General features: G+C 37.4%; 20 protein-coding genes, 1 tRNA gene and 1 pseudogene. 6 read left to right on the top strand and 16 right to left on the bottom strand.

The genetic code is table 11. The annotated features are described in order from the left end of the window. Positions 1-2: 2 nt before the first annotated feature. The gene (locus ACQV18_RS07560; protein ID WP_428892870.1) at positions 3-602 is read left to right on the top strand and encodes a DUF1430 domain-containing protein; all 600 of its coding nucleotides are present in this window, start codon (positions 3-5) and stop codon (positions 600-602) included. Between the two features lies 1 nt (position 603). Continuing rightward, positions 604-1,248, top strand: coding sequence for an ABC transporter ATP-binding protein (locus ACQV18_RS07565; protein ID WP_428892871.1), 645 nt, complete (start codon positions 604-606; stop codon positions 1,246-1,248). A gap of 556 nt (positions 1,249-1,804) precedes the next feature. Here ACQV18_RS07565 and ACQV18_RS07570 read toward each other — a convergent pair. From ACQV18_RS07570 to ACQV18_RS07580, 3 genes are all read right to left on the bottom strand, one after another. After that, entirely contained in the window at positions 1,805-2,392 is a 588-nt protein-coding gene (locus ACQV18_RS07570) for an ATP-binding cassette domain-containing protein (RefSeq protein WP_428892872.1), read from the bottom strand. Positions 2,393-2,456: 64 nt separating this feature from the next. Further along, positions 2,457-4,463 carry a DUF1430 domain-containing protein gene (locus ACQV18_RS07575; RefSeq protein WP_428892873.1) on the bottom strand — a complete coding sequence of 669 codons (2,007 nt, stop codon included), beginning with the start codon at positions 4,461-4,463 and terminating at the stop codon, positions 2,457-2,459. 64 nt (positions 4,464-4,527) lie between these two features. Then, entirely contained in the window at positions 4,528-4,668 is a 141-nt protein-coding gene (locus ACQV18_RS07580; RefSeq protein ID WP_428874303.1) for a hypothetical protein, read from the bottom strand. A gap of 759 nt (positions 4,669-5,427) precedes the next feature. On the opposite strand from ACQV18_RS07580, the gene ACQV18_RS07585 reads away from it, so the two are divergent. Further along, positions 5,428-6,837 (top strand): MATE family efflux transporter, encoded by a 1,410-nt coding sequence (locus ACQV18_RS07585; RefSeq protein ID WP_428874302.1) that lies wholly within the window; start codon positions 5,428-5,430, stop codon positions 6,835-6,837. Positions 6,838-6,993: 156 nt separating this feature from the next. Here ACQV18_RS07585 and lpdA read toward each other — a convergent pair whose 3' ends face one another. From lpdA to pdhA, 4 genes are all read right to left on the bottom strand, one after another. Continuing rightward, on the bottom strand, positions 6,994-8,400 hold the full coding sequence (gene lpdA / locus ACQV18_RS07590) for a dihydrolipoyl dehydrogenase (RefSeq protein ID WP_428874301.1): 1,407 nt from the start codon (positions 8,398-8,400) through the stop codon (positions 6,994-6,996). Positions 8,401-8,407: 7 nt separating this feature from the next. Further along, on the bottom strand, positions 8,408-10,126 hold the full coding sequence (locus ACQV18_RS07595; RefSeq protein WP_428892874.1) for a dihydrolipoyllysine-residue acetyltransferase: 1,719 nt from the start codon (positions 10,124-10,126) through the stop codon (positions 8,408-8,410). A gap of 72 nt (positions 10,127-10,198) precedes the next feature. After that, on the bottom strand, positions 10,199-11,176 hold the full coding sequence (locus tag ACQV18_RS07600; RefSeq protein ID WP_428892875.1) for an alpha-ketoacid dehydrogenase subunit beta: 978 nt from the start codon (positions 11,174-11,176) through the stop codon (positions 10,199-10,201). A 2-nt stretch (positions 11,177-11,178) separates the two neighbouring features. After that, entirely contained in the window at positions 11,179-12,288 is a 1,110-nt protein-coding gene (gene pdhA / locus ACQV18_RS07605; RefSeq protein WP_428875356.1) for a pyruvate dehydrogenase (acetyl-transferring) E1 component subunit alpha, read from the bottom strand. Positions 12,289-12,580: 292 nt separating this feature from the next. On the opposite strand from pdhA, the gene ACQV18_RS07610 reads away from it, so the two are divergent. From ACQV18_RS07610 to ACQV18_RS07620, 3 genes and pseudogenes are all read left to right on the top strand, one after another. Continuing rightward, a tRNA-Arg gene (locus ACQV18_RS07610) sits at positions 12,581-12,654 on the top strand. A 156-nt stretch (positions 12,655-12,810) separates the two neighbouring features. Then, the gene (locus ACQV18_RS07615; protein ID WP_428891871.1) at positions 12,811-13,365 is read left to right on the top strand and encodes a hypothetical protein; all 555 of its coding nucleotides are present in this window, start codon (positions 12,811-12,813) and stop codon (positions 13,363-13,365) included. Positions 13,366-13,383: 18 nt separating this feature from the next. Further along, positions 13,384-13,518: pseudogene (locus ACQV18_RS07620) on the top strand (rhodanese-like domain-containing protein); the annotation flags it as partial. Positions 13,519-13,615: 97 nt separating this feature from the next. On the opposite strand, the gene efp reads toward ACQV18_RS07620, so the two are convergent. From efp to xseA, 9 genes are all read right to left on the bottom strand, one after another. Next, the gene (gene efp, locus ACQV18_RS07625) at positions 13,616-14,179 is read right to left on the bottom strand and encodes an elongation factor P (protein ID WP_428874295.1); all 564 of its coding nucleotides are present in this window, start codon (positions 14,177-14,179) and stop codon (positions 13,616-13,618) included. Positions 14,180-14,273: 94 nt separating this feature from the next. Beyond that, positions 14,274-14,840: a peptide deformylase gene (gene def, locus ACQV18_RS07630; protein ID WP_428874293.1), complete on the bottom strand. Its 567-nt coding sequence runs from the start codon at positions 14,838-14,840 to the stop codon at positions 14,274-14,276. A 24-nt stretch (positions 14,841-14,864) separates the two neighbouring features. Beyond that, on the bottom strand, positions 14,865-16,094 hold the full coding sequence (gene hflX / locus ACQV18_RS07635) for a GTPase HflX (RefSeq protein WP_428882404.1): 1,230 nt from the start codon (positions 16,092-16,094) through the stop codon (positions 14,865-14,867). Further along, a complete protein-coding gene (miaA, locus tag ACQV18_RS07640) occupies positions 16,087-17,043 on the bottom strand; it encodes a tRNA (adenosine(37)-N6)-dimethylallyltransferase MiaA (RefSeq protein ID WP_428882403.1) in 957 nt (318 codons plus the stop codon). The genes hflX and miaA overlap by 8 nt, the downstream gene beginning before the upstream one ends. Positions 17,044-17,054: 11 nt before the next feature. Then, positions 17,055-18,779, bottom strand: a complete 1,725-nt coding sequence (recN, locus tag ACQV18_RS07645; protein WP_428892876.1) for a DNA repair protein RecN — start codon at positions 18,777-18,779, stop codon at positions 17,055-17,057. 20 nt (positions 18,780-18,799) lie between these two features. After that, positions 18,800-19,615: a TlyA family RNA methyltransferase gene (locus tag ACQV18_RS07650; protein WP_428874288.1), complete on the bottom strand. Its 816-nt coding sequence runs from the start codon at positions 19,613-19,615 to the stop codon at positions 18,800-18,802. Between the two features lie 10 nt (positions 19,616-19,625). Next, complete coding sequence (locus ACQV18_RS07655) at positions 19,626-20,507, bottom strand: polyprenyl synthetase family protein (RefSeq protein WP_428874286.1); 882 nt, start codon at positions 20,505-20,507, stop codon at positions 19,626-19,628. Continuing rightward, complete coding sequence (locus ACQV18_RS07660; protein ID WP_428874285.1) at positions 20,504-20,749, bottom strand: exodeoxyribonuclease VII small subunit; 246 nt, start codon at positions 20,747-20,749, stop codon at positions 20,504-20,506. Before ACQV18_RS07660 ends, ACQV18_RS07655 begins: the two co-directional genes overlap by 4 nt. A gap of 3 nt (positions 20,750-20,752) precedes the next feature. After that, positions 20,753-22,120 carry an exodeoxyribonuclease VII large subunit gene (xseA, locus tag ACQV18_RS07665; protein WP_428892877.1) on the bottom strand — a complete coding sequence of 456 codons (1,368 nt, stop codon included), beginning with the start codon at positions 22,118-22,120 and terminating at the stop codon, positions 20,753-20,755. Positions 22,121-22,264: the final 144 nt, after the last annotated feature.

The raw sequence follows: 22,264 nt of genomic DNA on the forward strand, positions 1-22,264 counted from the left end.
TCTTGTACAATACAGAGAATTTTTCAAAAGAGACTGTTTCAAATCAACAGTATCTATCTCAGCCAATTATTGTTGTAATGTCACCTGAATCTACGGGTAACACCTTGCCTTCATATATGCATTGGATGATTAATGCCGCTAAAAACATTAAGTATACAGGGTATGATGAAACAATTAGTCTTTTAAAAAAATATGATTTATATTCTAAAATATCTTATTTAGTTAATTCAAGACAAACATACTTGGAAAAAATTACTAATTATAAAACTCATTTAATCACTCATTTGTTTGCTTCCTTTTTCGCATGTTTATCCTCATTATTACTTTTCATTTGTATGAATCAAGTTTATTTTAACCAGTTCCGTCGTGATATTTTAATAAAGAGAATCTCAGGGTTAAATTTTTGGCAAAATCATCAAGTTTATCTTGCATTGCAATTACTAATTTTTATCATCGCTTTTGGTTTATCAATGATAATAGCTAATCATAAAGTGAGTGTTTTAATCAATATAATCATCTTTTTGTCAATCGCTTTATTATCCCTAGTATTCCAAGCAAAAAAAGAAAACCGTCAGTCTTTAACCCTCTTGAAAGGAGCTTAATATGATTCAAGTAACTCATCTTCATAAAAATTTCGGCCAACGTTCCCTATTTGCTGACTTGAATTTGAACTTTGAAGCTGGCACGTCCTATGCCCTAACCGGTCAAAGCGGATCGGGGAAAACCACATTATTGAATATGATTGCCCATCTTGAAGTTTATGATCAAGGACAGATCCTCTTTAAAGGCCAAGATCTTAAATCGATTAAAGACTTCGTCTTCTTTCGTGATTATTTAGGTTACCTCTTCCAAAATTTTGGCTTAATTGAAAATGAAACCATTGAAGCCAATCTAGCTTTAGGGCTAATCGGAAAGAAGCTAAGTAAACCGGACAAAAAGACTCGCATGCATGAAATCTTGGACCAAGTGGGCTTAAATTATTTGAAGTTAGATCGCAAGGTCTTTGAATTATCTGGTGGAGAAGCCCAACGAGTCGCACTTGCTAAGGTAATCTTAAAAGATCCGCCTCTCATCCTTGCAGACGAACCCACTGCATCGATTGACATTGAAAACGCTAAGGCTATCATGAAAAAACTCCTCTCTCTCAGTAATGATAATCGTGTCATCCTCATTGCCACCCATGATCCATTAGTTTGGGAGATGGTTGATCAAGTAGTGGATTTGAATGCGTTGCATCAGAAACATTAATACGAACAGTCACTTCTTTAATGTTTCTACCGCGAAAGCCAAATGAATTCTTCTCTGTAATGAATATGAACTATTTGAAGTAATTATGTAATTATGAAATCTTTTATTATGATGTGATAAGCTCAACGTATGGTAATCACCGATTGCCAATAATTCTGGTACAAATCATGTCAGGCAAATTAATAGCATCGATCTACTTCTTTTTAAATGAGTACTTATTTATTGCCACTACGCTTTCAACTCACACAAGCATCTTCCTCACAAAGCTAGCAGTGTCGGATAATTCTTACGTGTGGCCGATTGCAACTTAATCTATATCTGTTCTACTGCTAGCTTCTCGATTGAAGGATTTTATCGCACTTTTTACTAAATCTGCTATTTTTTTTGAAAGACCAAGTATGATGTGACCCTCAAAAGTTAGAGATAAAAACTAACTTTTGAGGGTCACATCATACTTGGTCTTCTCTAGCACTTGGCTTTGCCCTACCTTCTATAGTTGGCAAAGAGCTAACTATTCATACTAATTGACTAATCTTTATATTATTCTTACCCAAAATTAATGGAAACTTGTTGGCATACCCAATCGATCCATTGAAACAATCTCATCAGCCATTGTCCAAATAGATGGATTATGAGCAACAAAGATAATGAGTCTATTCTCATCTCTCAAGGAGAGCAAAATATCCATAATCGCTTTAGCTGTCTCAGGGTCAACGGATGCAGTAGGTTCATCCGCTAAGATAAGAGGAGAGTTTTTAAGAATAACCTTAGCTAAAGCCACGCGCTGTGATTCTCCTCCTGATAATTCAAAATTTTTCTTATTGAGACTTAAATAAGAGAGACCAACACGCATTAAAGCTTCTTTTTCCTTCTTGTGTTGCTCAGTTTTACTAATTTTTTGACCAATTAGACCGAGTTTTAAGTTTTCTTCAATCGTCTGACTTTCTATGAGACCAAAATTTTGAAACAAATACCCCAACTCCTGACGGAAAAAATCACTCGATTTATACTTGCTCAACTCCTTATTCCGAAAGGAAATCGTTCCATCATAACTTTCAAGTTTCCCCATCCTATTCATAAGCGTTGATTTACCACTCCCACTTGAACCAATCAAAGCAAAAACCTTATTGGCTTCAAAAGTCATAGAAAGATCTGAAAATAAGACACGGTCACCAAACTATTAGCCCACTTTTTCTAATCGAATCATCTTAGGCTCCTTTCAAAATAAGCATCGCCATTTTATTTTCCTTTTTCATTTGCAAATGCAATTGTAGGACTGAAATGCCGGTAAACAGTAAAAATACCAAGCAAGCAAGCACGATATCCGTTACAAGAAAGACGCTGCCAATAACACCCAGCAAGAAAACAAGTATCTGCGCTAGCAGATAGTTTCTATGAATTTCTAAGAAACGAAGGCCTGCTATGCGTTTAATAAAGATATCGCGTCGAAATTCTTCAAAATAAAGTTGATTCATCGTATGAAACATTAAAATAGACGTCACAATGCCTAATACTGCCCCAGCAATCATTGCCCAAACTTCTCGTTGCAGATTATCCAGTAAGGTTTGATGGATTTGATACCCTGTCTGAAGTTCAGCCACCCAATTTTCAAGTCCGTATTTTGCAATCAGTGATTGGGCATCTCCTAAACGATCAAAAAAGAAATAGGACGATAGCGCTTGCTGCCAAAACAAGTAAGATTGTTCACCCGTTGAATGTGGAGTCAAAACAATGATAATCGGATCTTTAAGGAATTGTTGATAGGAAAGGGGCGTTGCATTATAGACAAATCGCTGATATCCCGTTTTTAAGTATGCAACAGTCGCCTTCATTTTTTGACGGTTATCCTGGCTAGCCATAAGCGTTGTTGTAGCGTCTTCAAAGACGGTCTGGTAATGACTTGCATTTGATTGAAGCTTATCTGGCAAAAGGAGAACGAACTCACCTACAGCTAACTTATTTAGTTTCCTGTCGATTTCGGGAGGCACTGCAATCTGTTGCCGTTTTAAATAGCTAGGAGTGACAATCAAGACGTTGCCTTGTGGTTGATAAAGCTCATGATCAGATAAGGGTAGACTAACAGTACTTGGTCCTCTTTGAAACCCTTGTTCTGCTAAATAATGCCTTGAAAGAATCGCACGATTTTCTGAGATGGCTTGATCCATCAATTGAAACCATGTTTGTTGTTTCTCAATCATTTCTTTCTTGTTTCCGATTGAGCCACTTCGGGCAAAATTCAGAGAGACGAGCTGATTTTCTTTTTGCCAAATAGCCTGACCTTGTTTTTGCTGTTGCAAGGCATGGGTATAATTTAGTGTCCAACTAACCCCTATAGAAACAATAATGAAAGCTAAAAATTGACCCATTAAAATGAGACTAATGATTCCCCTCACCGGAATTTGTCCTTTTATAACCTGCATCAAGTGCACTTTTTTAATACCGACTGCAAATAAACTAGCAAAGAATAAGGAAATAATCAGCAAAAAAAGATTGTAAAGGAATAGACCCGCTCCTATTGTATAAAAAGCTATCAAAGGGGTTGAAACTACTGATTTTAGAATCATTGCTAACAGGAAACCAGCGCCTAGACCGATTGAAAGGTTAACGAGGTCTCGACCAATGGGTCTGAGAAAAATTCCCCAACGACTTTCGCCAGAAATTAAACGAATGCCCGCTGTTCTTAGAGCACGAATTTGATAAATTAAACTAAGCGCTCCAAAGGTTAAAAAGAAAATCAGTAAGCCGATGAGTTGAAAGCCATTACTAAATATGGAAGCTAGAACGGTAACCCCAGAAGGAATAGCTGGAGAGAGTCTAGTCAATCCTGCATCCTTTAATGTTGTTTTCAATAGATCTAGGTCTAAATTTCCCTTAAAGATAAAATAGTTAGTCAGTACACTACTCGTTTTAGCTGCTTCCCTTGATTTTGCAGTGAGACCTGGTGGTAATTTTCCAGTTCCAAAAGTGGTATAAGAAAAGACGGGCTTTCCGTCTGCCCCAGGTTCTTGGTGCTGAATGGCGATGAGACTATCTGTATCTTGTGCCAATAAGGTTAAATGATCGGCCACCTTCTCAAAATCAGCCTCAGAAGAAGCATCAAATACCGAAACATTTGGATAATAATAAGAAACATAGGTATCTCCCCAAATGTTAACCACCCATACCAAAAAGAGACCCACCAATAGATTCGACAGAATAATAAAAATCCGCTTCATATGCTCCCCTCATTTTTAAAAAGCGGGACTCAGCCCGCCCAATCTGATTAATTATCAAATACTACTATGTACAACTTGATAAAATTTTAAAATCCTGCATCAAATACAACTCTTTCACCAAGGTTTGTATTGATAAAAGCGTAAGAAGTATATCTTGCATTTTTAGAATCGAAACTTTCATTATTCCGCGTTCTACTTCCGACATAAGATATCTCCTTCCAGGTATTGGCACTTAAATTCCCAAACTACTACAAAGCAACTTAATTGTTTTAACTCTCATTATAATACTCTATTATCACTCCTTTATATAAATTAAAATTATTTAGAATGTTTAATGCTTTAATGAACGGTCATTGACTATGAATTTCATTTCTAAATTGTACATAATCTCAACAATTATACGAAATTAAAAAGTTCAAATATATTCTAATATTGAATTTATATTTTTTCAATTAATTATGTTTTATTTTTAATAGCCTTTTTATTAATAGCTTACAACAATCAATTAATTGCAAATTAATTCTATATCTTATACCCGCTCTTCAGCTAGAAAACACTGAGTTTATAAAAGAGATGTAATCCCAGCTTCCCGCTTCAATTATTCTTCATTTAATCGCTAGTGCTAAAAGATGATCAGAAACTAAGAAGATTGTTCATAAAGGAATATCGACTATAAACTTCCAAGATAAAAAAGTACCACTAGGTCATGTATAGTGGTACTTGTTAAAAAATGAATGTCTGTTTCTTATAAAGAATAATCATCATTTTATGTTTTCCACTCTCGAAAACTTATGTCACATCCGCGTATTGCATAATCCTATTCCATAAAATTTTATTAAAAATTAACTAGATTTCACAAATTTTCTTTTTTAATTGGATCGTTTTACCTTTAGAATTTTTTTATGTTATAATGGGAAGTCGATTATCATAATAAAAATAAATTTGCTAAGAAAGGAAGAAATTTGTGACAGAAACTAATCCCTCGCTTGAAATTCCTAACATACACAACCCTCTTGAAACTGAACCCGTGTCCAAATTACTTAAACAATTTGCAATTCCCAGTATTATTGCCAACCTGGCCAACTCTCTTTACAATATCGTAGATCAAATCTTTATTGGACAAGGAGTTGGCTATTTAGGAAATGCAGCAACCAATATCGCTTTTCCGATAACGACGGTCTGTTTAGCCATCGGATTACTCACAGGAATTGGCGCCGCTGCTAACTTTAATTTAACTATTGGTCGAAAAGATTTCACTACGGCTCGCAATACACTCGCAACAGCCTTTGGATTTTTACTTTTATCGGGAATTCTTCTCGCTCTTATAGTCTTTTGGCAAGCAGGTCCACTAATGAAATTTTTCGGAGCTACTGAAAAAGTTTATCCTCTGTCCGTTCAATATGTACAAATTATTGCTATCGGCATTCCTTTTTTTATGTTGAATATTGGTGGAGCAAATCTCGTTAGAGCAGATGGTAGTGCAAAATACTCCATGATAAGTGTTCTCGTAGGGGCAGCAATCAATACAGCATTGAACCCTCTGTTTATTTTCGGATTTAATTGGGGAATGCGTGGTGCTGCTTTGGCCACAATTATCGGGCAAATAGTCTCAGGACTTTTTATTCTTGCTTATATTCCAAAATTCAAACTAGTATCCATTCATTTTCGTGAAATAACTATCCAGCTGAACGAACTTTGGCAAATATTTAAACTGGGTATCAACTCTTTTGTCTTTCAGTTGTCAAATACCGTCGTTCAAATTGTCCTCAATAATACTCTTAAATTTGCCGGAGCCAACTCTATTTACGGAGCGGATATCCCAATCGCTGCTGCTGGTATTACCATTAAAATTAACACCTTGTTCATAGGTGTTGTCATCGGAATCGTTCAAGGAGCTCAACCTATTTTGGGTGTCAATTACGGCGCTAGAAACTATCAGCGCGTTAGAGACACTTTCAAATTAGAGATGAAAGTTTTAGCCGCTTTCTCATTAATAATGTTTGTTATCTTCCAAACCCTCACCCGTCCTTTAATCCGTATCTTTGGTAATGGTGAGGAGTTATACTTTACTTATGCCATGCATTACTTACGTAGCTTTTTATTCATGACGGTTATTATAGGCATGCACATTGGAATGGCAAATCTCCTATCAGCCATTGGTTATGGCTTTAAGAGTGCATTATTGGCCCTTAGTAAACAGATTTTTTTCTTGCTTCCCCTCATTTTGTTTTTTGGCCACCAGTTCGGTGTCGAACAAGTCCCTTTGGCAGCCCCTATCGCGGACGTAATGGCTTTTATCTTAGCTAGCTATGTCATTTATCATCAATTCCAATCAATGCCAAAAAAGGATCTGGGAACACTGCCTCCTCTTTAAGGATGCAAATCGTCTAACCTTAAAATTTAAGCCCCCTGCATGATTTTTGCAGGGGGCTTAAATTTTTCCCCTAGTTGATTATTAAATACTGTCCCTTTTAGAAAACGAATAAAAAAACCCTTGATAGAAGTTGTTCTATCAGGGGTTATAGAGTTATTACATGTGAATTGGCATGCCGAGTGCTGCTTCAGCTGCATCCATCGTTGCTTCACTTAACGTTGGGTGCGCATGAACAGTTAAGGCAATATCTTCAGCATTCATACCGGCTTCAATTGCGAGGGTGATTTCTGCTAATACATCTGAGGCACTTGGCCCAGCCACTTGAGCTCCGATAATGACATCGTCCTCTTTTCTTGTAACCAAACGAACAAAACCATTATAGTGATCTAAAGCTACTGCACGGCCATTACCACCGAATGGGAATTTAGTTACAGTTACATCAATCCCCGCTTCTTTAGCAGAGTCCTTAGTGTGTCCTGCTGAAGCTAATTCAGTGTCAGAATAACATACAGACGGCATGGCTTTATAATCAACAATGTCTTTTCCACCAGAAATTGCTGATGCAGCAACTTTCGCTTCGAATGAAGCTTTATGGGCTAACATGGCTCCAGGAACGATATCGCCAATGGCAAAAATGTTTGGATTAGAAGTACGTCCTTGATTATCTACTTTAACCAATCCACGTTCATCTAATTCAACACCTGCTTGTTCCAAACCACAGTTGTCAGTGTTTGGACGGCGTCCTACAGTAACCATTACATAGTCCGCTTCAACTTGAATTTCTTTACCTTTGCGCTCATAAGTTACAACCACACGGTCTCCCTTTTCCTCAGCCTTCTTAGCCATTGCGTTTGTGACGATTTCGGCTCCTAAAGCTTTTAGATCTCTTTCAACAAGACGTGTCATATCTTTTTCAAATGAAGGAATAAATTGTTTAGATCCTTCTAAGATAGTCACATTTGTTCCTAGGTTTGCATAAACGCCTCCTAGCTCTGTACCGATAATTCCACCACCGATAACCACTAGATCTTTAGGAATTTCAGGCAAGTTTAATCCACCTGTTGAGTCAATCACACGGCCTTTGAATTCAAAACCTGGAATTTCAATAGGGCGAGATCCTGTTGCAACAATTGCATTTTTGAAAGTATAGGTTTGCGCTTCTTCACCGTTGACAACGCGAAGAGTATCTTTATCAGAGAAGAAAGCTTCTCCTTCAATAATCTCCACCTTATTTTTCTTAAGAAGCATTTCCACACCAGAAGTCATTTTCGCTACAACTTCATTTTGCTTCCAATTTTGGGTTTTTTCCCAATCAATTTCCACATTTGAAGTAGAAACACCAAATGTTTCACCATGTTTTGCTTGATGATACACGTGCCCTGCTTGAATCAAGGCTTTTGAAGGAATACAACCCACGTTTAAACAAACGCCTCCTAAGTATTCTCTTTCAATAATTGCTACTTTTTGTCCAAGCTGTGCAGCACGAATAGCTGCTACATAGCCTCCAGGACCTGCTCCAATTACGACGGTATCCAATTCCATTGCGAAATCTCCAACTACCATTTGATCACTATCCTTCCATTAATAATAGTTCTGGGTCTGCAAGAAAACGTTTCACTTCATTCAGTGCACGCTGTGCAGTTGCTCCATCAACAATACGGTGGTCAAAGCTTAATGACAACTTACATACACGTCCCACAGCTAATTCACCCGCTTCATTGACAACTGGCTGTTGCACAATCGAACCGAATCCTAAGATGACTACTTCAGGATGATTGATAATCGGGCTGAACCACTTTCCGCCGGCTGAACCAATATTTGAAATAGTCATTGTTCCACCTGACATTTCAGACATCAATAATGAACCATCATGAGCCTTTTCAGAAAGCTCAACAATTTCATTAGCAATTTGGAACATATTCTTAGTATTAGCTTCTTTAATGTTTGGAACGTATAGTCCCCGTTCTGTATCTGTCGCAATACCTACATTATAATAGTTTTTGTAAACAATTTCATTAGAAACATCATCAATTGATGAATTTATCACTGGATATTGCTTAGCAGCTGCGATTAAAGCCTTCACAACATATGGAAGAAAAGTCAATTTGACCTCTTTATCAGCAGCAATGACCTTATATTTCTTACGGTGTTCCCATAGTTTAGACACTTCAACTTCATCGAATAAAGTAACATGGGGAGCCGTATGCTTAGAATTGACCATTGCCTTAGCGATGGCATTTCTAGTGCCTGATAAAGGCACACGTTCTTCACGCTCAGTTTGATTGGATACAAATGGCTTGGCTTCAGATTTTGACTGTTGAGCTTCCGTTTTAGCCGCAATTTCTTCATTTGTGCTAGAAGTAGCCACTTTTTGCTCAGACTTATTAACTGGTAACTCCATTTTGGCCGATGCGGCGAAGTTATTAATATCTTCGGCTGTGATGCGACCGTTCTTGCCGGTTCCTGCTACTCGTGTGATATCAATTGCCCTATCACGTGCAAGTTTACGAACGGATGGCATTGCTAATACGCGACGGTTCGCTGCCTCTTCATCCGATAACCCTTGAACATGTGGTGCCTCTTTAGTTACCGTCGTTTCAATTACTGGGTTTTTCTCAGCTGGAGATGCTGCATCATCATAAGAGTTTGCTAGCGCTTCTCCTTGTTCTTCCCTACTAGTTGAATTGTCGGTTTGACCATTGTGTTCTGGCGAGTCAATTTCAACTAAAACTTGCCCTAATTGCGCAATTTGACCAGTCTGTACATGAATTTTCTTAACGATGCCAGAAACTGGAGAAGGTAATTCTTCAATTGATTTATCATTTTGAACTTCTACTAAGGTTTCGTCTTCTTTAATTGTTTCACCTTCTTTTACGGACCAAGAAACAATTTCTCCTTCCATAATCCCTTCCCCTAAAGCAGGTAATTTAAATTGGAAAAATGCTGTGTTCGAATTAACTTTTGCTGTTTGATCTACTTTTGAATCAGATGCTTCTTTGGCTGGACTCGCCGGCGTTTCTTCGCTCTCAGGGTTAGCTTCGTTTTCAAATCCTGGCGCATCAATTTCAACAATTATTTGACCGAGCTGAGCAATTTGACCGGTTGCTACATGAATTTTTTTTATAGTTCCAGAAACTGGAGAAGGTAATTCTTCAACGGATTTATCATTTTGAACCTCGACTAAAGTGTCATCTTCTTTAATTGTGTCTCCTTCTTTAACCGCCCAAGAGACGATTTCACCTTCCATAATCCCTTCGCCCAAAGCTGGTAATTTAAATTGGAATGCCATATAATTTTTCTCCTTTTCTTAACTTGACTCGAAAGCAAGCAGATGGAACATCTGCTTGAAATCATTTATCGTCTAAAAATCTTCTAATTCCTTAGCCTTGGCCACAATATCTTCTGCATTTGGTAACCAGTCTCTTTCAGCCATTCCAAATGGGAAGATGGTATCAGGAGCAGCTACGAATCCAATTGGTGCTTTCAGAGAAAGAACTGCACGTTCAGAAACCTCAGCAATCACTTTGCTTCCAACACCCGCTTGACGTTGCGCTTCTTGAACTACAATTACTTTTCCTGTTTTTTCTACCGAAGCAATAATTGTTTCAATATCTAATGGTTGAACTGTTCTTAAGTCAAGTACCTCAACATCAACGCCTTCTTTAGCTAATTTTTCTGCTGCTTTGACCGATTCTTGTACCATAGCACCATATGCAATTAAAGTTAAGTCTGTACCTTCTTTAACAACTTTTGCCTTGCCTAAAGGAACAGTGTATTCTCCTTCTGGAACTTCCTCACGGAAAGAACGGTACAATTTCATGTGTTCCAAAAAGTACACTGGATCGTTATCTCGGATCGCTGAAATTAATAAGCCTTTAGCATCATATGGATTAGAAGGAATTACCACTTTAAGGCCTGGTGATTGAGCTAAGAGACCTTCTAATGAGTCTGCATGAAGCTCAGGTGTGTGAACTCCTCCACCAAAAGGAGAACGGAATGTAATTGGTAGGTTACGGGAAGCTCCCATACGGTAACGGGTACGCGCGGCTTGAGCTACAACAGAGTCCATTGTTTCAAAAACAAATCCATTAAATTGAATCTCAGGAATTGGACGGAATCCTTCAAGAGCTAGCCCGATAGCCATGCCACTTATACCAGATTCAGCTAACGGTGTATCCATTACACGTTCTTCGCCAAATTCTTCTTGTAAGCCTTGAGTAGCTCGGAAAACCCCACCATTTTTACCCACATCTTCTCCAAAAACAAGTGTGCGGTCGTTTGTGCGCAATTCATTGGCTAAGGCTTCTGTAATAGCCTCAATCATTGTTAATTTAGCCATAATTATTTATTCTCCTTTGCTTCAAATTTACTAATTTGTTCTTGTGTTACAAAATCTGGTGTCTCATACATATTTTTTAAAAAATCTGAGATTTTTTGTTTTGGTTCTTGGTCAGCTAATTTAATGGCATCTCTAACTTCTTCTTTTGTCCTTTGAATAACTTCTTCTTCTTGTTCTTCTGACCAAAGTCCTTTAGCAGTTAGGTAGTTACGCATACGAATTAAAGGATCTTTAGCGCGCCATTCTGCTTGAGAGCCTTCTGCTTGGTAACGTTTTGGATCATCTCCAGAAAGGGTATGAGGACCAAAACGATAACAAACAGTCTCGATTAGTACCGGTCCATTACCTGCAATCGCATATTCCCTAGCAGCCTTTGTAACTGCATAAACAGCTAAAATATCCATCCCATCCACTTGAATACCAGGAATGCCGGCTGCTACAGCTTTTTGAGCTAAAGTCGGTGCGGCTGTTTGGACAGAACGGGGCGTTGAAATCGCCCAGCCATTATTTTGAACAACAAAGACAGCTGGTGATTGATATGCACCAGCAAAGTTAATTCCTTCATAAAAGTCTCCTTGTGAAGAACCACCATCACCCGTCCATGTCATCGCAATCGCTTGTCGTTTATTCTTTTTAATTCCTAAGGCAACTCCCGCTGCTTGAACATACTGTGCACCAATAATAATTTGTGGTGGATACGCCTTTAGGTCTTCATCAAAAGTTGATCCAGCTACATGTCCTTTTGACCATAGAAAAGCCTTATGTAAAGGAAGTCCATGCTTAATTAATTGAGGAACATCACGGTAACCAGGTAACAGTACATCTTCTTTTTCAGTAGCCAATACAGTACCTAATTGAGAAGCTTCTTGACCAGAGGTTGGAGCATAGAAACCTAAACGTCCTTGACGGTTAAGCGCTGTTGAACGCTCAAATAATTCGCGAGCCCAAACCATTTCTTCCATAAATTTAACCATGTCTTCCTCAGTAACATCACCTAAAAGATCTGGATTAACAATCTTCCCCGCTTCATCCATCACTTGAACCATTGAAAAATCAAAATTATCTGGCATCAATAATTCATCCATTGTCACTTTTGCTTTAGCTCGTGCCATTCTTTCACATTCCTCTCATTTTTTGTCCTTAATAACAGTTAAATTAAAACTGTAGCAATAATTGCTCATTTTCAACGATAACACCTTAGCTGCCCAATTGCAAGAAAAAAGATGAGTTATGTATACAATTACAATTAAATCATAGGTTTTTATAATAAACTTTGATAAAAAATGCACAAAGAACTCTGTTTTATCTGTTATAATTTTCAGTGATAATCTGTTATATTTAGTGATTTTTTATGAAACAGCTTGACAATCAAAAAAAAAAAAACTATAATAATGTAGCTGTTATGTGCCAGTAGCTCAGCTGGATAGAGCAACGGTCTTCTAAACCGTAGGTCGCAGGTTCGAATCCTGCCTGGCATATTTTATAACATTAAACCACCTCAATTGTTCTCTATTAATAGAGTTCGTTGAGGTGGTTTTTATTTTGATTATTTAATATTCTGATAGGTTGCTTCTACTTATATAATTATTTCACAGATGTTTATTACCATTTATTACTCAATAGTACTAAAATACATGAAGGAAGGATATTATAAAAAAATCATAAATATACTTTTAGTATTTTTATTATCACTAGGTCTTAGCTCGTATAACAGTTTTATTGCATTTGCAAGTGACACGGAGAACTCAAGTGCTGAAACAGCTGAGCGTGAGTTAAATGGAGATAAAGCTGATTTCAATCGTTTCAATGGAGTTTATATCGTTGATGTCAATTATTTGGCTTCCAGATTTGGCAATTCAGATACTATAATTATTGACACCCGCGGTCAAAAAGAAGCAAAAAAAGGCCATGTTTCAGGAGCAATTGCTAAATCTGATATTCAATTGGTTAAAGATCAAATAACCTTAGAACCAGTGGAAGCAACTGTCAAAGATATCGATCGTACAGCTGTTATTGATACACACGAATTAACTGAGACAATTGCCAATTATAAAATCCTTGACTCACTTGAAAAAAAGGTGGTCATTTGCCTGGCGCAATTAATATTCCATATACAGAATACAGACCTTTATAATGAGGAGGTTTTATTAAAATCAAATGAAGAATTCGAAGCTCTTTTCATAGAATAAGGATTTAATAAAGAGGATGCCATCGTCACTTATTGTCCAAGCAATTTTCGTTCGGCCTATATGCAATTAATTATGGAAATGCTAGGTTTTGAAAATGTTAAGAACTATGAAGGTTCTTATTATAATTGGGCAACCTTTACTGAACTTGATTAACTGATTAAAAGCCCCTTGCTGAATCTTTAATCAGCAAGGGGCTTTTATCTTCGAACAATCATGATATAAAAAATTCATTAAGCTGCGTCTTTTAAACTTATTTGTTAGCTCTTCCCTTATAAGATCCGTCAGCTGTTCCAATTTCTAATGCTTCACCTGCTTCAATAAAATCAGGGACGTTTACAACTAAACCTGTTTCCATTGTAGCTGGCTTGCCTGAGCCAGTAACGGTTGCTCCCTTAATCGAAGGTTGAGTTTCCGAAACAGTCAAGACAACCGTTCCTGGTAATTCAACTCCGATTACTTCATGACCGAAGAATTGAATTTTACAGTTCATATTATCTAATAAATAGAATAGCTCATTTTCAATGGTATCAGCTGGCAGTTCATATTGCTCGTATGTTTCTAAATCCATAAACACAGCCATACCGTCCATTTTGTAAAGATATTGAACTTCTTTAGTGTCTAAATATGCGCGTTCAAACTTTTGATCAGGTCGAAAAGTAGTATCATAGGTTGCACCTGAGCGAACATTACGAAGCTTCATACGCATAACAGTATTTCCTTTACCCGGTTTATGGTGACTAGCTTCTAAAACTTTAATCAAGTTTCCCTCGTCCACAAAAGTCATACCGGCTTTTAAATCTGTTGCTGAAATCATCTTATCTTCTCCTAACTTCTTCAAATTACTTAAGTATTATATCATAGAATATTAAATTCAAACAATCTATTCTCTAGATTAGCTAATACTTAAACTAAATTATTATTAAATCCTTGTTAGCATACCAAGGCGCTTGCTCATTAATATGATCATAAAACATGATACCATGCAAATGATCAATTTCATGCTGAGCTACCACAGCTTGATAATTCCTTAATTTTAAACTATGTTCATTCCCTTCCAGATCTTGATACTTGAGTGTTATTCTTTGTGGACGAGGCACATAACCTTCTACTTCACGATCCACTGATAAGCACCCTTCACCTTCACTTAAAGCGACTTCCTGAACAGAGTGTCTCGTAATCACTGGGTTAACGAAAATTTGACTCATTTCTTCACCAGAAATGTTGCCTTCATCATCAAATTGATAAATATGCATAGCAAATATCTGTTTGCTTATATTTATCTGTGGGGCTGCTAAACCTACCCCCGGTCTTAACCCATATTTTTCTGCTTTTTCCTTATCTTGGCTATTCTTTAGAAACTCTAACATTTCCATGGCTTTTTGTTTTAACGAAGGATCCATTGGGAAAGTTACCTTTTTTGCTTTTAAACGCAAGGTTGGGTGACCTTCTTTAATAATATCTTTCATCGTTAACATTTTCATCCTCCTTTATAGTCTCTGCTAGTCATTTTGTTTACGACGGTATCCTGTCACTCGATAGAATTGATTTTCTTCATCGAAGTCTAAACTCTCGACTAGCGTATTTTGTTGGTAATGCGATAAGAGGTCTGCTTCTTCGGGTAAAATTTTTACAGAGTATGCCTCAGCTGACTGAATACAAAGAGCCCAAATCGCTTCTTTTAATTTTTCAATGTCCGTCGCTTCTAAAGCGGAAATCGTTATATTTGGTTTTTGAACAGCAACAAATGACTCTTCCATTGCATCTTTTTTATTATAAACCGTTAAAACCGGAATATGGTCTGCTTCAATATCTTTCAAAATACGGTTGACTGTTTCTTCATGCATGAGATGGGCAGGATTGGAAGCATCAACCACATGTAGTAAGACATCCATATAACGGATTTCTTCCAATGTTGACTTGAAGGATTCGATTAATTGAGTAGGTAGTTCTTCAATAAAACCGACGGTATCTGTCAAAGTAAACATTGGGTGACCATGAATGGCAAATTGTCTAGTGAGAGGATCTAGAGTGGCAAATAATTGATCTTGTACGAAAGTTTCACTTTCCGTTACTTGACTCAAAATAGTCGATTTGCCAGCATTAGTATAGCCTACTAAGCCAATGTTAAACTCACGACCACTGTGGCGATTTTCGCGTGTTCGTTTACGATGCTGCACCACTTCCTGCAAATCTTTTTTTATTTGGGTAATGCGAGAGCGGATATGACGGCGATCGGTCTCTAATTGCGTTTCACCTGGACCTCTGGTACCTATCCCTCCTCCCAAACGAGACAGAGACTTACCTTGGCCACCAATTCTTGGTAATAAATATTGATATTGCGCTAAACCAACTTGTAGCTTTCCTTCGCGACTCTTAGCTCGCATGGCAAAGATATCGAGGATTAATTGAACACGGTCAATGACTTTCACACCTAATTCAGCCTCAATTACTTTGTTCATACTTGGTGAGAGTGCATTAAAAAAGATAACTAGGTCAATAGCGTCACTTTCTACATAGAGCCGGATTTCTTCTAACTTGCCAGACCCAACGGCAGAATGATGATTGAGTCTGGGTAAGTTTTGTATCATTTTTTTAATGACCACACCTTTTGCTGTTTGGGTCAAGGATTCCATCTCTGAGATTAATTCCATAAAACGATCTTCTTGATAAGTATCCGTTCGGATACCCACTATTAGGACTCGTTCAGGCCCTTTTCTTGTTTCAATCATTTTTCTCCCTTTCAATTTCTTCTAGGAAATTTGCGATTAATTCATTTGCTTCATCTTCATAATCTGGATTGCTTAAATCAATCCAATGCTGATTTTTCATGCGGTTACGATACCAAGTTAATTGTCTTTTTGCATAGCGCCGGCTATTTTGCTGAATAGTCGTAATCGTTTCTTTAAGTGATTGATTTTGCTCAAAATAAGGCCACCACTCTTTATAGCCAATGCCTTTCATACTTGAAAGCTCTAGATTTTTGTTAAGCTGATACAGCTGATGGACTTCATTTTCCAATCCTTCTTCGACCATTAATTCAACTCTGCGGTTAATTCGACTATACAATTCCTCGCGCGGACGATTTAAAATGATCAATAATTCATTAAACCGTGATTGACGGTTACTTATATCGGTCTGACTTGAAAAAAGTTTGCCTGTTTGCTTAATAACTTCTAAAGCTCGTACAATCCGACGGCCATTTTGTATTGGGATTTTCTTTGCAGCTAAAGGGTCGATAGCATTCAATTCTTGCCATAGAATACCTTCGCCTTCGTTTTGCAATCTTTCTTCTAAATGTTTACGGTAGTGAGAATCCATTGATTCCTGACCACCAAATGAAAGGTCATAAAGTAAACCCTCTAAATAAAGACCTGTCCCCCCCACTAATATGGGCAAGTCTCCTTCCGCCAAAATTTGTTCGATTGCACGATTGGCATCGGCCTGAAACTGACTGGCATCATAATTATCTTGCGGGTCGTAGATGTCTAAGAGATGGTGAGGTACTCCTGACATTTCTTCCGATTTAATTTTTCCTGTTCCAATATCCAATCCACGATATACTTGCATTGAATCCGCATTAATAATCTGCCCTTTGAAACGTTTAGCCAAACGGATTGAAAGAGTGGTTTTCCCAACTCCTGTTGGTCCTGTAATCACTACTATCGGTAGTTTATTCAAACAAAAACCCCCTAATTCTTTTGATAGGATGTGAGCAGGTCTTGAGCTACTTGTAGACTGGATTCAGATTGTACTTCACCAGACATCATGCCAGCAATCATGGCTACTCGCTCTTCTTCTGATAAATAATCCACTTGTGTAACCGTGCGCTCTTGATTAATTTCTTTTTTAATAATTAGCTGTTGATTGGCTGCGGCAGCTACTTGTGCTAAATGGGTGATGCATAAGACTTGTTTATTTTGAGCGATTTTAGCCAGTTTACTCGCTATAGCACTAGCGACTCTACCAGAAACCCCTGTATCAATTTCATCAAATATTAAGGTCTCAACTGCTTGATTTCTTGCGAAAATTGTCTTCAAGGCCAACATAAATCGTGAAAGTTCACCACCAGATGCTATTTTAGCCAGTGGTTGACTATCTTCTCCCAAATTAGTCCTTGAGTAGAATTCAACTTGGTCCATACCCGCTTCATTCAAACGTAAATAAAAATTGGAAAAGAATGGTTGCAAATTAGAATCAGACTCTACCTGTCGCATCTTGACCTCAAATTCAGTATGCGGCATGTAGAGTTCTTTTAATTGACCTTCAACTTCTGAGACAATTGCTTTGGCTGCTTCTTTACGGAGATTGGATATGCTTTGAGCTAATTCAAAGGCTTCTTCATAAGTTTTGAGGAAGGCTTCCTGTGTTTGTTTTTGATAACTTTCAAAATGTTTAATTTGATCAATTTCCTTAACGAGTTCAAGCTGGTAATCGATTAACTCTTCAATATTACGCCCATATTTTTTTTGAACTTTTTCCAACTGACTTAGTCTTCTTTGAATTTCATCCATCACTTGTTCATCATAATCTGGCACATCAAAAGAAAAAGCAATTTCTCGGCTTAATTCTTTTAAATCTACTTGCAGGCCTTGTAAGCGCTCCTCAAATGACAAATATTGATTATCAAATCTTCCCAAGTGCTGTAACAGATAAAGCACTCGCTCAATTTGCTGATCGACACTAGCTTCTTGATCGGTCATTAGCTGGTTGGTTTCATTAAGATACTGACTCATTAACTGTGCATTTTGAAGTCTCTTGCTTTGTTGTAGCAGTTGCTGATCCTCATCTGCCACTAAATCTAAATTTTTTAATTCTTCTAACTGAAACTCTAAATAATTTAAACGTTGAAGTGCATCTTGTTCGTCAAACTTCTTAGTTAACAATTGCTGTCTTAAATCTTGATAGTGATTATAAACTAGCTGATATTTTTCTTTAACTTGAAGTAAGCTCTCACTAGCAAAAAGATCCAGTAACTCAAGATGTCGTGAGGAGTCTAACAGAGCTTGATGTTCATTTTGACCATGAATATCTACCAAATAACGACCAATTCGTTTTAGCATGGTCACATTAGCTGGTCGTTGATTAATTTTAATAACATTTCGTCCACTCTTATGGATCTCGCGTTGAATCAAAAAGGCATCTTCTGGATCCTCAATTTCAATTCCAATTGCTTGCAATTGCATTAAGAGCTTTTCATTTCCTTGTAAACTAAAAAGACCTTCAATAAAGAGATTTGGGCTTCCTTTTCGCACAAACTCAGTAGACCCTCTTCCACCACATAAGATACCAATCGCATCAATAATAATCGACTTTCCCGCTCCAGTTTCCCCTGAGAGCACTGTCATCTGTTCATCAAAATCAATAGAAACTTGATCAATAATTGCAAAGTTTTCAATTCTTAAACTGATTAACATAAGGCACCTCTTTGCATTGTTTATTCAAAAGCTTGATGGCTCTCCTCCACAATTTTTGCGATGGCAATTGTTGAGTGGCTTTGATTATCTACTTGCCTAGCATTGATTAAATGCACTAAATATTCAATATTCCCTTCGCCTCCTGTAATTGGCGAATAGGTAAGCTCTTTAATAACAAAGCCAATTTTACTAATAAAGGCTAATACTTCTTCAAGGACCTCTTGATGAACTGCTGGGTCTTTTATGACACCCTTTTTACCAATCCGACTAGGTCCTGCTTCAAATTGTGGTTTAATCAAGGCAATAACAGAACCATCTTTTTTTAGAATCGGCTGTAATGGTGGCAAAATTAAAGCTAAAGAAATAAAAGAGACATCAATTGTTGCTATTGTTGGCTGTCCTTTTGTAAAATCTTCGAAGCGAGCATAGCGAAAGTTTTGCCGTTCCATTACGACTACTCTAGGATCTTGTCTTAAGGAATAAGCTAATTGATTGTAACCTACATCTAAAGCATAAGATAAGCGTGCGCCATTTTGTAAAGCCACATCGGTAAATCCTCCTGTTGAAGCACCGATATCTAAAAGTAGATGGTCTGTAATATCAATATTGAAAGAAGATAAGGCTTTTTCTAACTTTAATCCCCCACGCGATACATAAGGGAAAGGTTTCCCTTTCAGATAGAGCTCGCGATCAATCGGTATTTTTTCACCTGGTTTATCATAGCGCTGATCGTTTTGATCATAGATTTTTCCTGACATAACCAGACGGCGTGCTTGTTCACGTGAGTGAGTAATTCCTGCTTGGACCACTAGCTTATCGACTCGTTCTTTTTTCATTCATTACTCCTTATAGGTGTTTTTCAAGAGGTGATAGAAAGTTATCTAACTGTTTGAAAGATTTATGGCTAAGCTTTTCTAAATCGTTTAAAGCTTTTCTGGCTAACTTGATTTCTTCAATCAAACTCGCTTTAGCTTGTCCTACTCCTAAAAGACTAGGATAAGTTGATTTATGATTGATAATATCTGAGTAAGTTAAGCTATCCACTTCTTCATTCAAGTCTATGACATCTTTTAGATCATTATGAATTTGATACGCAACACCGTAGTGCTGTCCAAAAGTAATCATTAGATCGCTTTCAGCTTGATCAGCCTCTAAAATAATTGTAGCTGCTTTCATAGCAAATATAAATAAAAGGCCAGTTTTCATCAAATGAATTTGTTGTAACTGCTCAATGTCTATCGTTTTATTTTCTGCCTTAATGTCATAAAGCTGTCCAGCAACCATTCCAGATGAACCTGCAGCATGAGCCAATTCTCTGATCAGAGCGACCTTCTGATGGGCTTGCAAGCTTTCATCTTTAGATAAAATTGCGAAAGCATCCGCTTGAAGGGCATCACCAGCTAAGATTGCTGTGGCTTCATCAAACCTAACATGAGAGGTTGGTTGGCCTCTTCGCAGTTTATCATCATCCATGGCTGGTAAGTCATCATGGATTAAAGAATAAGTATGGATAAATTCTAAAGCAATGGCTGTTAACATAGCCTGATCAATTTTCTTTTTGTTAAAAATCGCAATAGTTGTCAGTAAAAGTAAGGGTCTTAATCTCTTTCCACCGCTATTAAGCGAGTAGACCATTGGCTTCACCATTTCTAAAGGTGAATTTAAAGAGATAACTTGCTCTTGCAAAGCCTGTTCAAATTTGGAACGTAAGGGCCCACCTAATATCATTCTGTTTTATTCTCCTCATCTAAAGGCTGTAATCCCGATTCAGTCATCATTTTGGTAACTGTCGCTTCGGCTTCCGTTAATTCTTCTTGGCAATGCTGACTTAATGAAATTCCTTTTTGAAAGGCTTGTAAGGCATCTTGAAGTGGTAGTGTCCCTCTTTCTAATTGTTGAACAATTTCTTCTAACTCTTGTAAAGCTTGTTCAAAACTAATGGTTGATTCTACTGTTTTATTTTCTGTCATCGATTAATCCTCCCTATCTATTGGCTCATTTTTATCGAGTGATTCTACTAAAACATTCGCACGCCCCTTATATAATTGGATATTTAAACGGTCTCCTTCAGTTAATTGATGACTTGAAGTTACTTGTTGACCTTCTTTTTCAACTAAAGAATATCCTCTTGCCATTATTTTCAGCGGACTATATGCATCTAATAAGGCACTTGCCTTCATGTGCCTATCGTACTTTCTTCTTAAATAATCATTGAAGGAGCGTTGTAAACTTAGTTGAAGTGTCCCTAATTTTTCTTGACGGTAGCTAATTTGTTGTTGAGGATTATAAGCATATACAGCCTGTTTTAGTTGATTGATTTTTTGTTTTTGGCGTGAAAAATATTGTTCTTGACGCATTTTCAATCGTTCATTTAAATGCATAACACTCTGCACGTAGGATTGGTACAGTCTTTCTGGCTGAGTAAGAACATATGATCGAGCAGATCTTGCCAGACGCTCTTGAGACCATTCTAAGCGCCCTCGAAAAGCATTTATTAATCGTACTTGTTGCTGGCTAATCGTCATTAAAACTTCTTGCAGCACAGGAACAGATAGTTCCGCTGCAGCAGTCGGAGTTGGAGCTCTTAAATCAGCCACTAAATCAGCAATCGTAGTATCGGTTTCATGGCCAATCGAAGATATTACTGGCAAGGGACATGCAAGAATAGCATGGGCAACTCCTTCATCGTTAAAACACCATAAGTCCTCAATCGAACCACCTCCGCGTGCTAAGATAACACCATCGAAAGAAATAGTGCTTTCTTCTAGCCGCTTAAATGACGCAACAATTTCTTTAGCCGCTTCCTTACCTTGAACTTTAGTAGGAAAGACAACAATTTCGACAATTGGATAACGACGTTGAACAGTCGTAATAATGTCACGTATGACAGAACCCGATGGGCTAGTTATCACTGCTAGTCGTTTAGGATATTTACATATTTTTCTCTTGGGACGATCAAAAAGTCCCTGGGCTTTCATTTTTTCTTTTAATTGTTCAAGTGCTAGGTATAAAGAGCCAATTCCATCAGGCTCAATATTTTCAACATAAAGTTGATACCTTCCTCCACCTTCATAAACTCCTACTCTAGCCGTTACAAAAACTTTCATGCCTTCTTCTAATTGGTATTTTAAACGGTGAAATTGACTCTTGAACATAATCGCATTAATTTGGACTTGGCCTTCTTTTAAAGAAAAATATTGATGAGAATTAGGACGATAACGATAGTTAGAAATCTCTCCCAAGACTCTAATCCTTTGAATATGCGGGTCACGATCAAATTTTTGACTGATATATTTTGATAAGGCTCCTACCGTGATATAGTTCTTTTGATCTTGGGTCACTCCATCACCTCTCTTGATATCATTCTTTTCTATTTTAGCACAATCTAATTCAGAGAACTAGAAAACAAAAAGAACCAGGCAATCATTGACTCTAGAGTTGTCAAACATATGTTACACAAGGTGCTTCTAAATGGGCATGCTTAT

Source organism: Facklamia sp. P9177 (assembly GCF_050409585.1).
Classification (GTDB): Bacteria; Bacillota; Bacilli; order Lactobacillales; family Aerococcaceae; genus Facklamia.

Excerpts from the sequence above, each read along its gene's own strand:
- hflX (WP_428882404.1), bottom strand. The coding sequence starts at position 16,094 with ATGATTGAAACAAGAAAAGGGCCTGAACGAGTCCTAATAGTGGGTATC.
- ACQV18_RS07595 (WP_428892874.1), bottom strand. The coding sequence starts at position 10,126 with ATGGCATTCCAATTTAAATTACCAGCTTTGGGCGAAGGGATTATGGAA.
- ACQV18_RS07655 (WP_428874286.1), bottom strand. The coding sequence starts at position 20,507 with ATGATATTAGGTGGGCCCTTACGTTCCAAATTTGAACAGGCTTTGCAA.
- ACQV18_RS07575 (WP_428892873.1), bottom strand. The coding sequence starts at position 4,463 with ATGAAGCGGATTTTTATTATTCTGTCGAATCTATTGGTGGGTCTCTTT.
- ACQV18_RS07570 (WP_428892872.1), bottom strand. The coding sequence starts at position 2,392 with ATGACTTTTGAAGCCAATAAGGTTTTTGCTTTGATTGGTTCAAGTGGG.
- def (WP_428874293.1), bottom strand. The coding sequence starts at position 14,840 with ATGTTAACGATGAAAGATATTATTAAAGAAGGTCACCCAACCTTGCGT.
- lpdA (WP_428874301.1), bottom strand. The coding sequence starts at position 8,400 with ATGGTAGTTGGAGATTTCGCAATGGAATTGGATACCGTCGTAATTGGA.
- ACQV18_RS07580 (WP_428874303.1), bottom strand. The coding sequence starts at position 4,668 with ATGTCGGAAGTAGAACGCGGAATAATGAAAGTTTCGATTCTAAAAATG.
- recN (WP_428892876.1), bottom strand. The coding sequence starts at position 18,779 with ATGTTAATCAGTTTAAGAATTGAAAACTTTGCAATTATTGATCAAGTT.
- ACQV18_RS07660 (WP_428874285.1), bottom strand. The coding sequence starts at position 20,749 with ATGACAGAAAATAAAACAGTAGAATCAACCATTAGTTTTGAACAAGCT.
- efp (WP_428874295.1), bottom strand. The coding sequence starts at position 14,179 with ATGATTTCAGCAACAGATTTAAAAGCCGGTATGACTTTTGTGGACGAG.
- ACQV18_RS07650 (WP_428874288.1), bottom strand. The coding sequence starts at position 19,615 with ATGAAAAAAGAACGAGTCGATAAGCTAGTGGTCCAAGCAGGAATTACT.
- ACQV18_RS07600 (WP_428892875.1), bottom strand. The coding sequence starts at position 11,176 with ATGGCTAAATTAACAATGATTGAGGCTATTACAGAAGCCTTAGCCAAT.
- pdhA (WP_428875356.1), bottom strand. The coding sequence starts at position 12,288 with ATGGCACGAGCTAAAGCAAAAGTGACAATGGATGAATTATTGATGCCA.
- ACQV18_RS07615 (WP_428891871.1), top strand. The coding sequence starts at position 12,811 with ATGAAGGAAGGATATTATAAAAAAATCATAAATATACTTTTAGTATTT.
- ACQV18_RS07565 (WP_428892871.1), top strand. The coding sequence starts at position 604 with ATGATTCAAGTAACTCATCTTCATAAAAATTTCGGCCAACGTTCCCTA.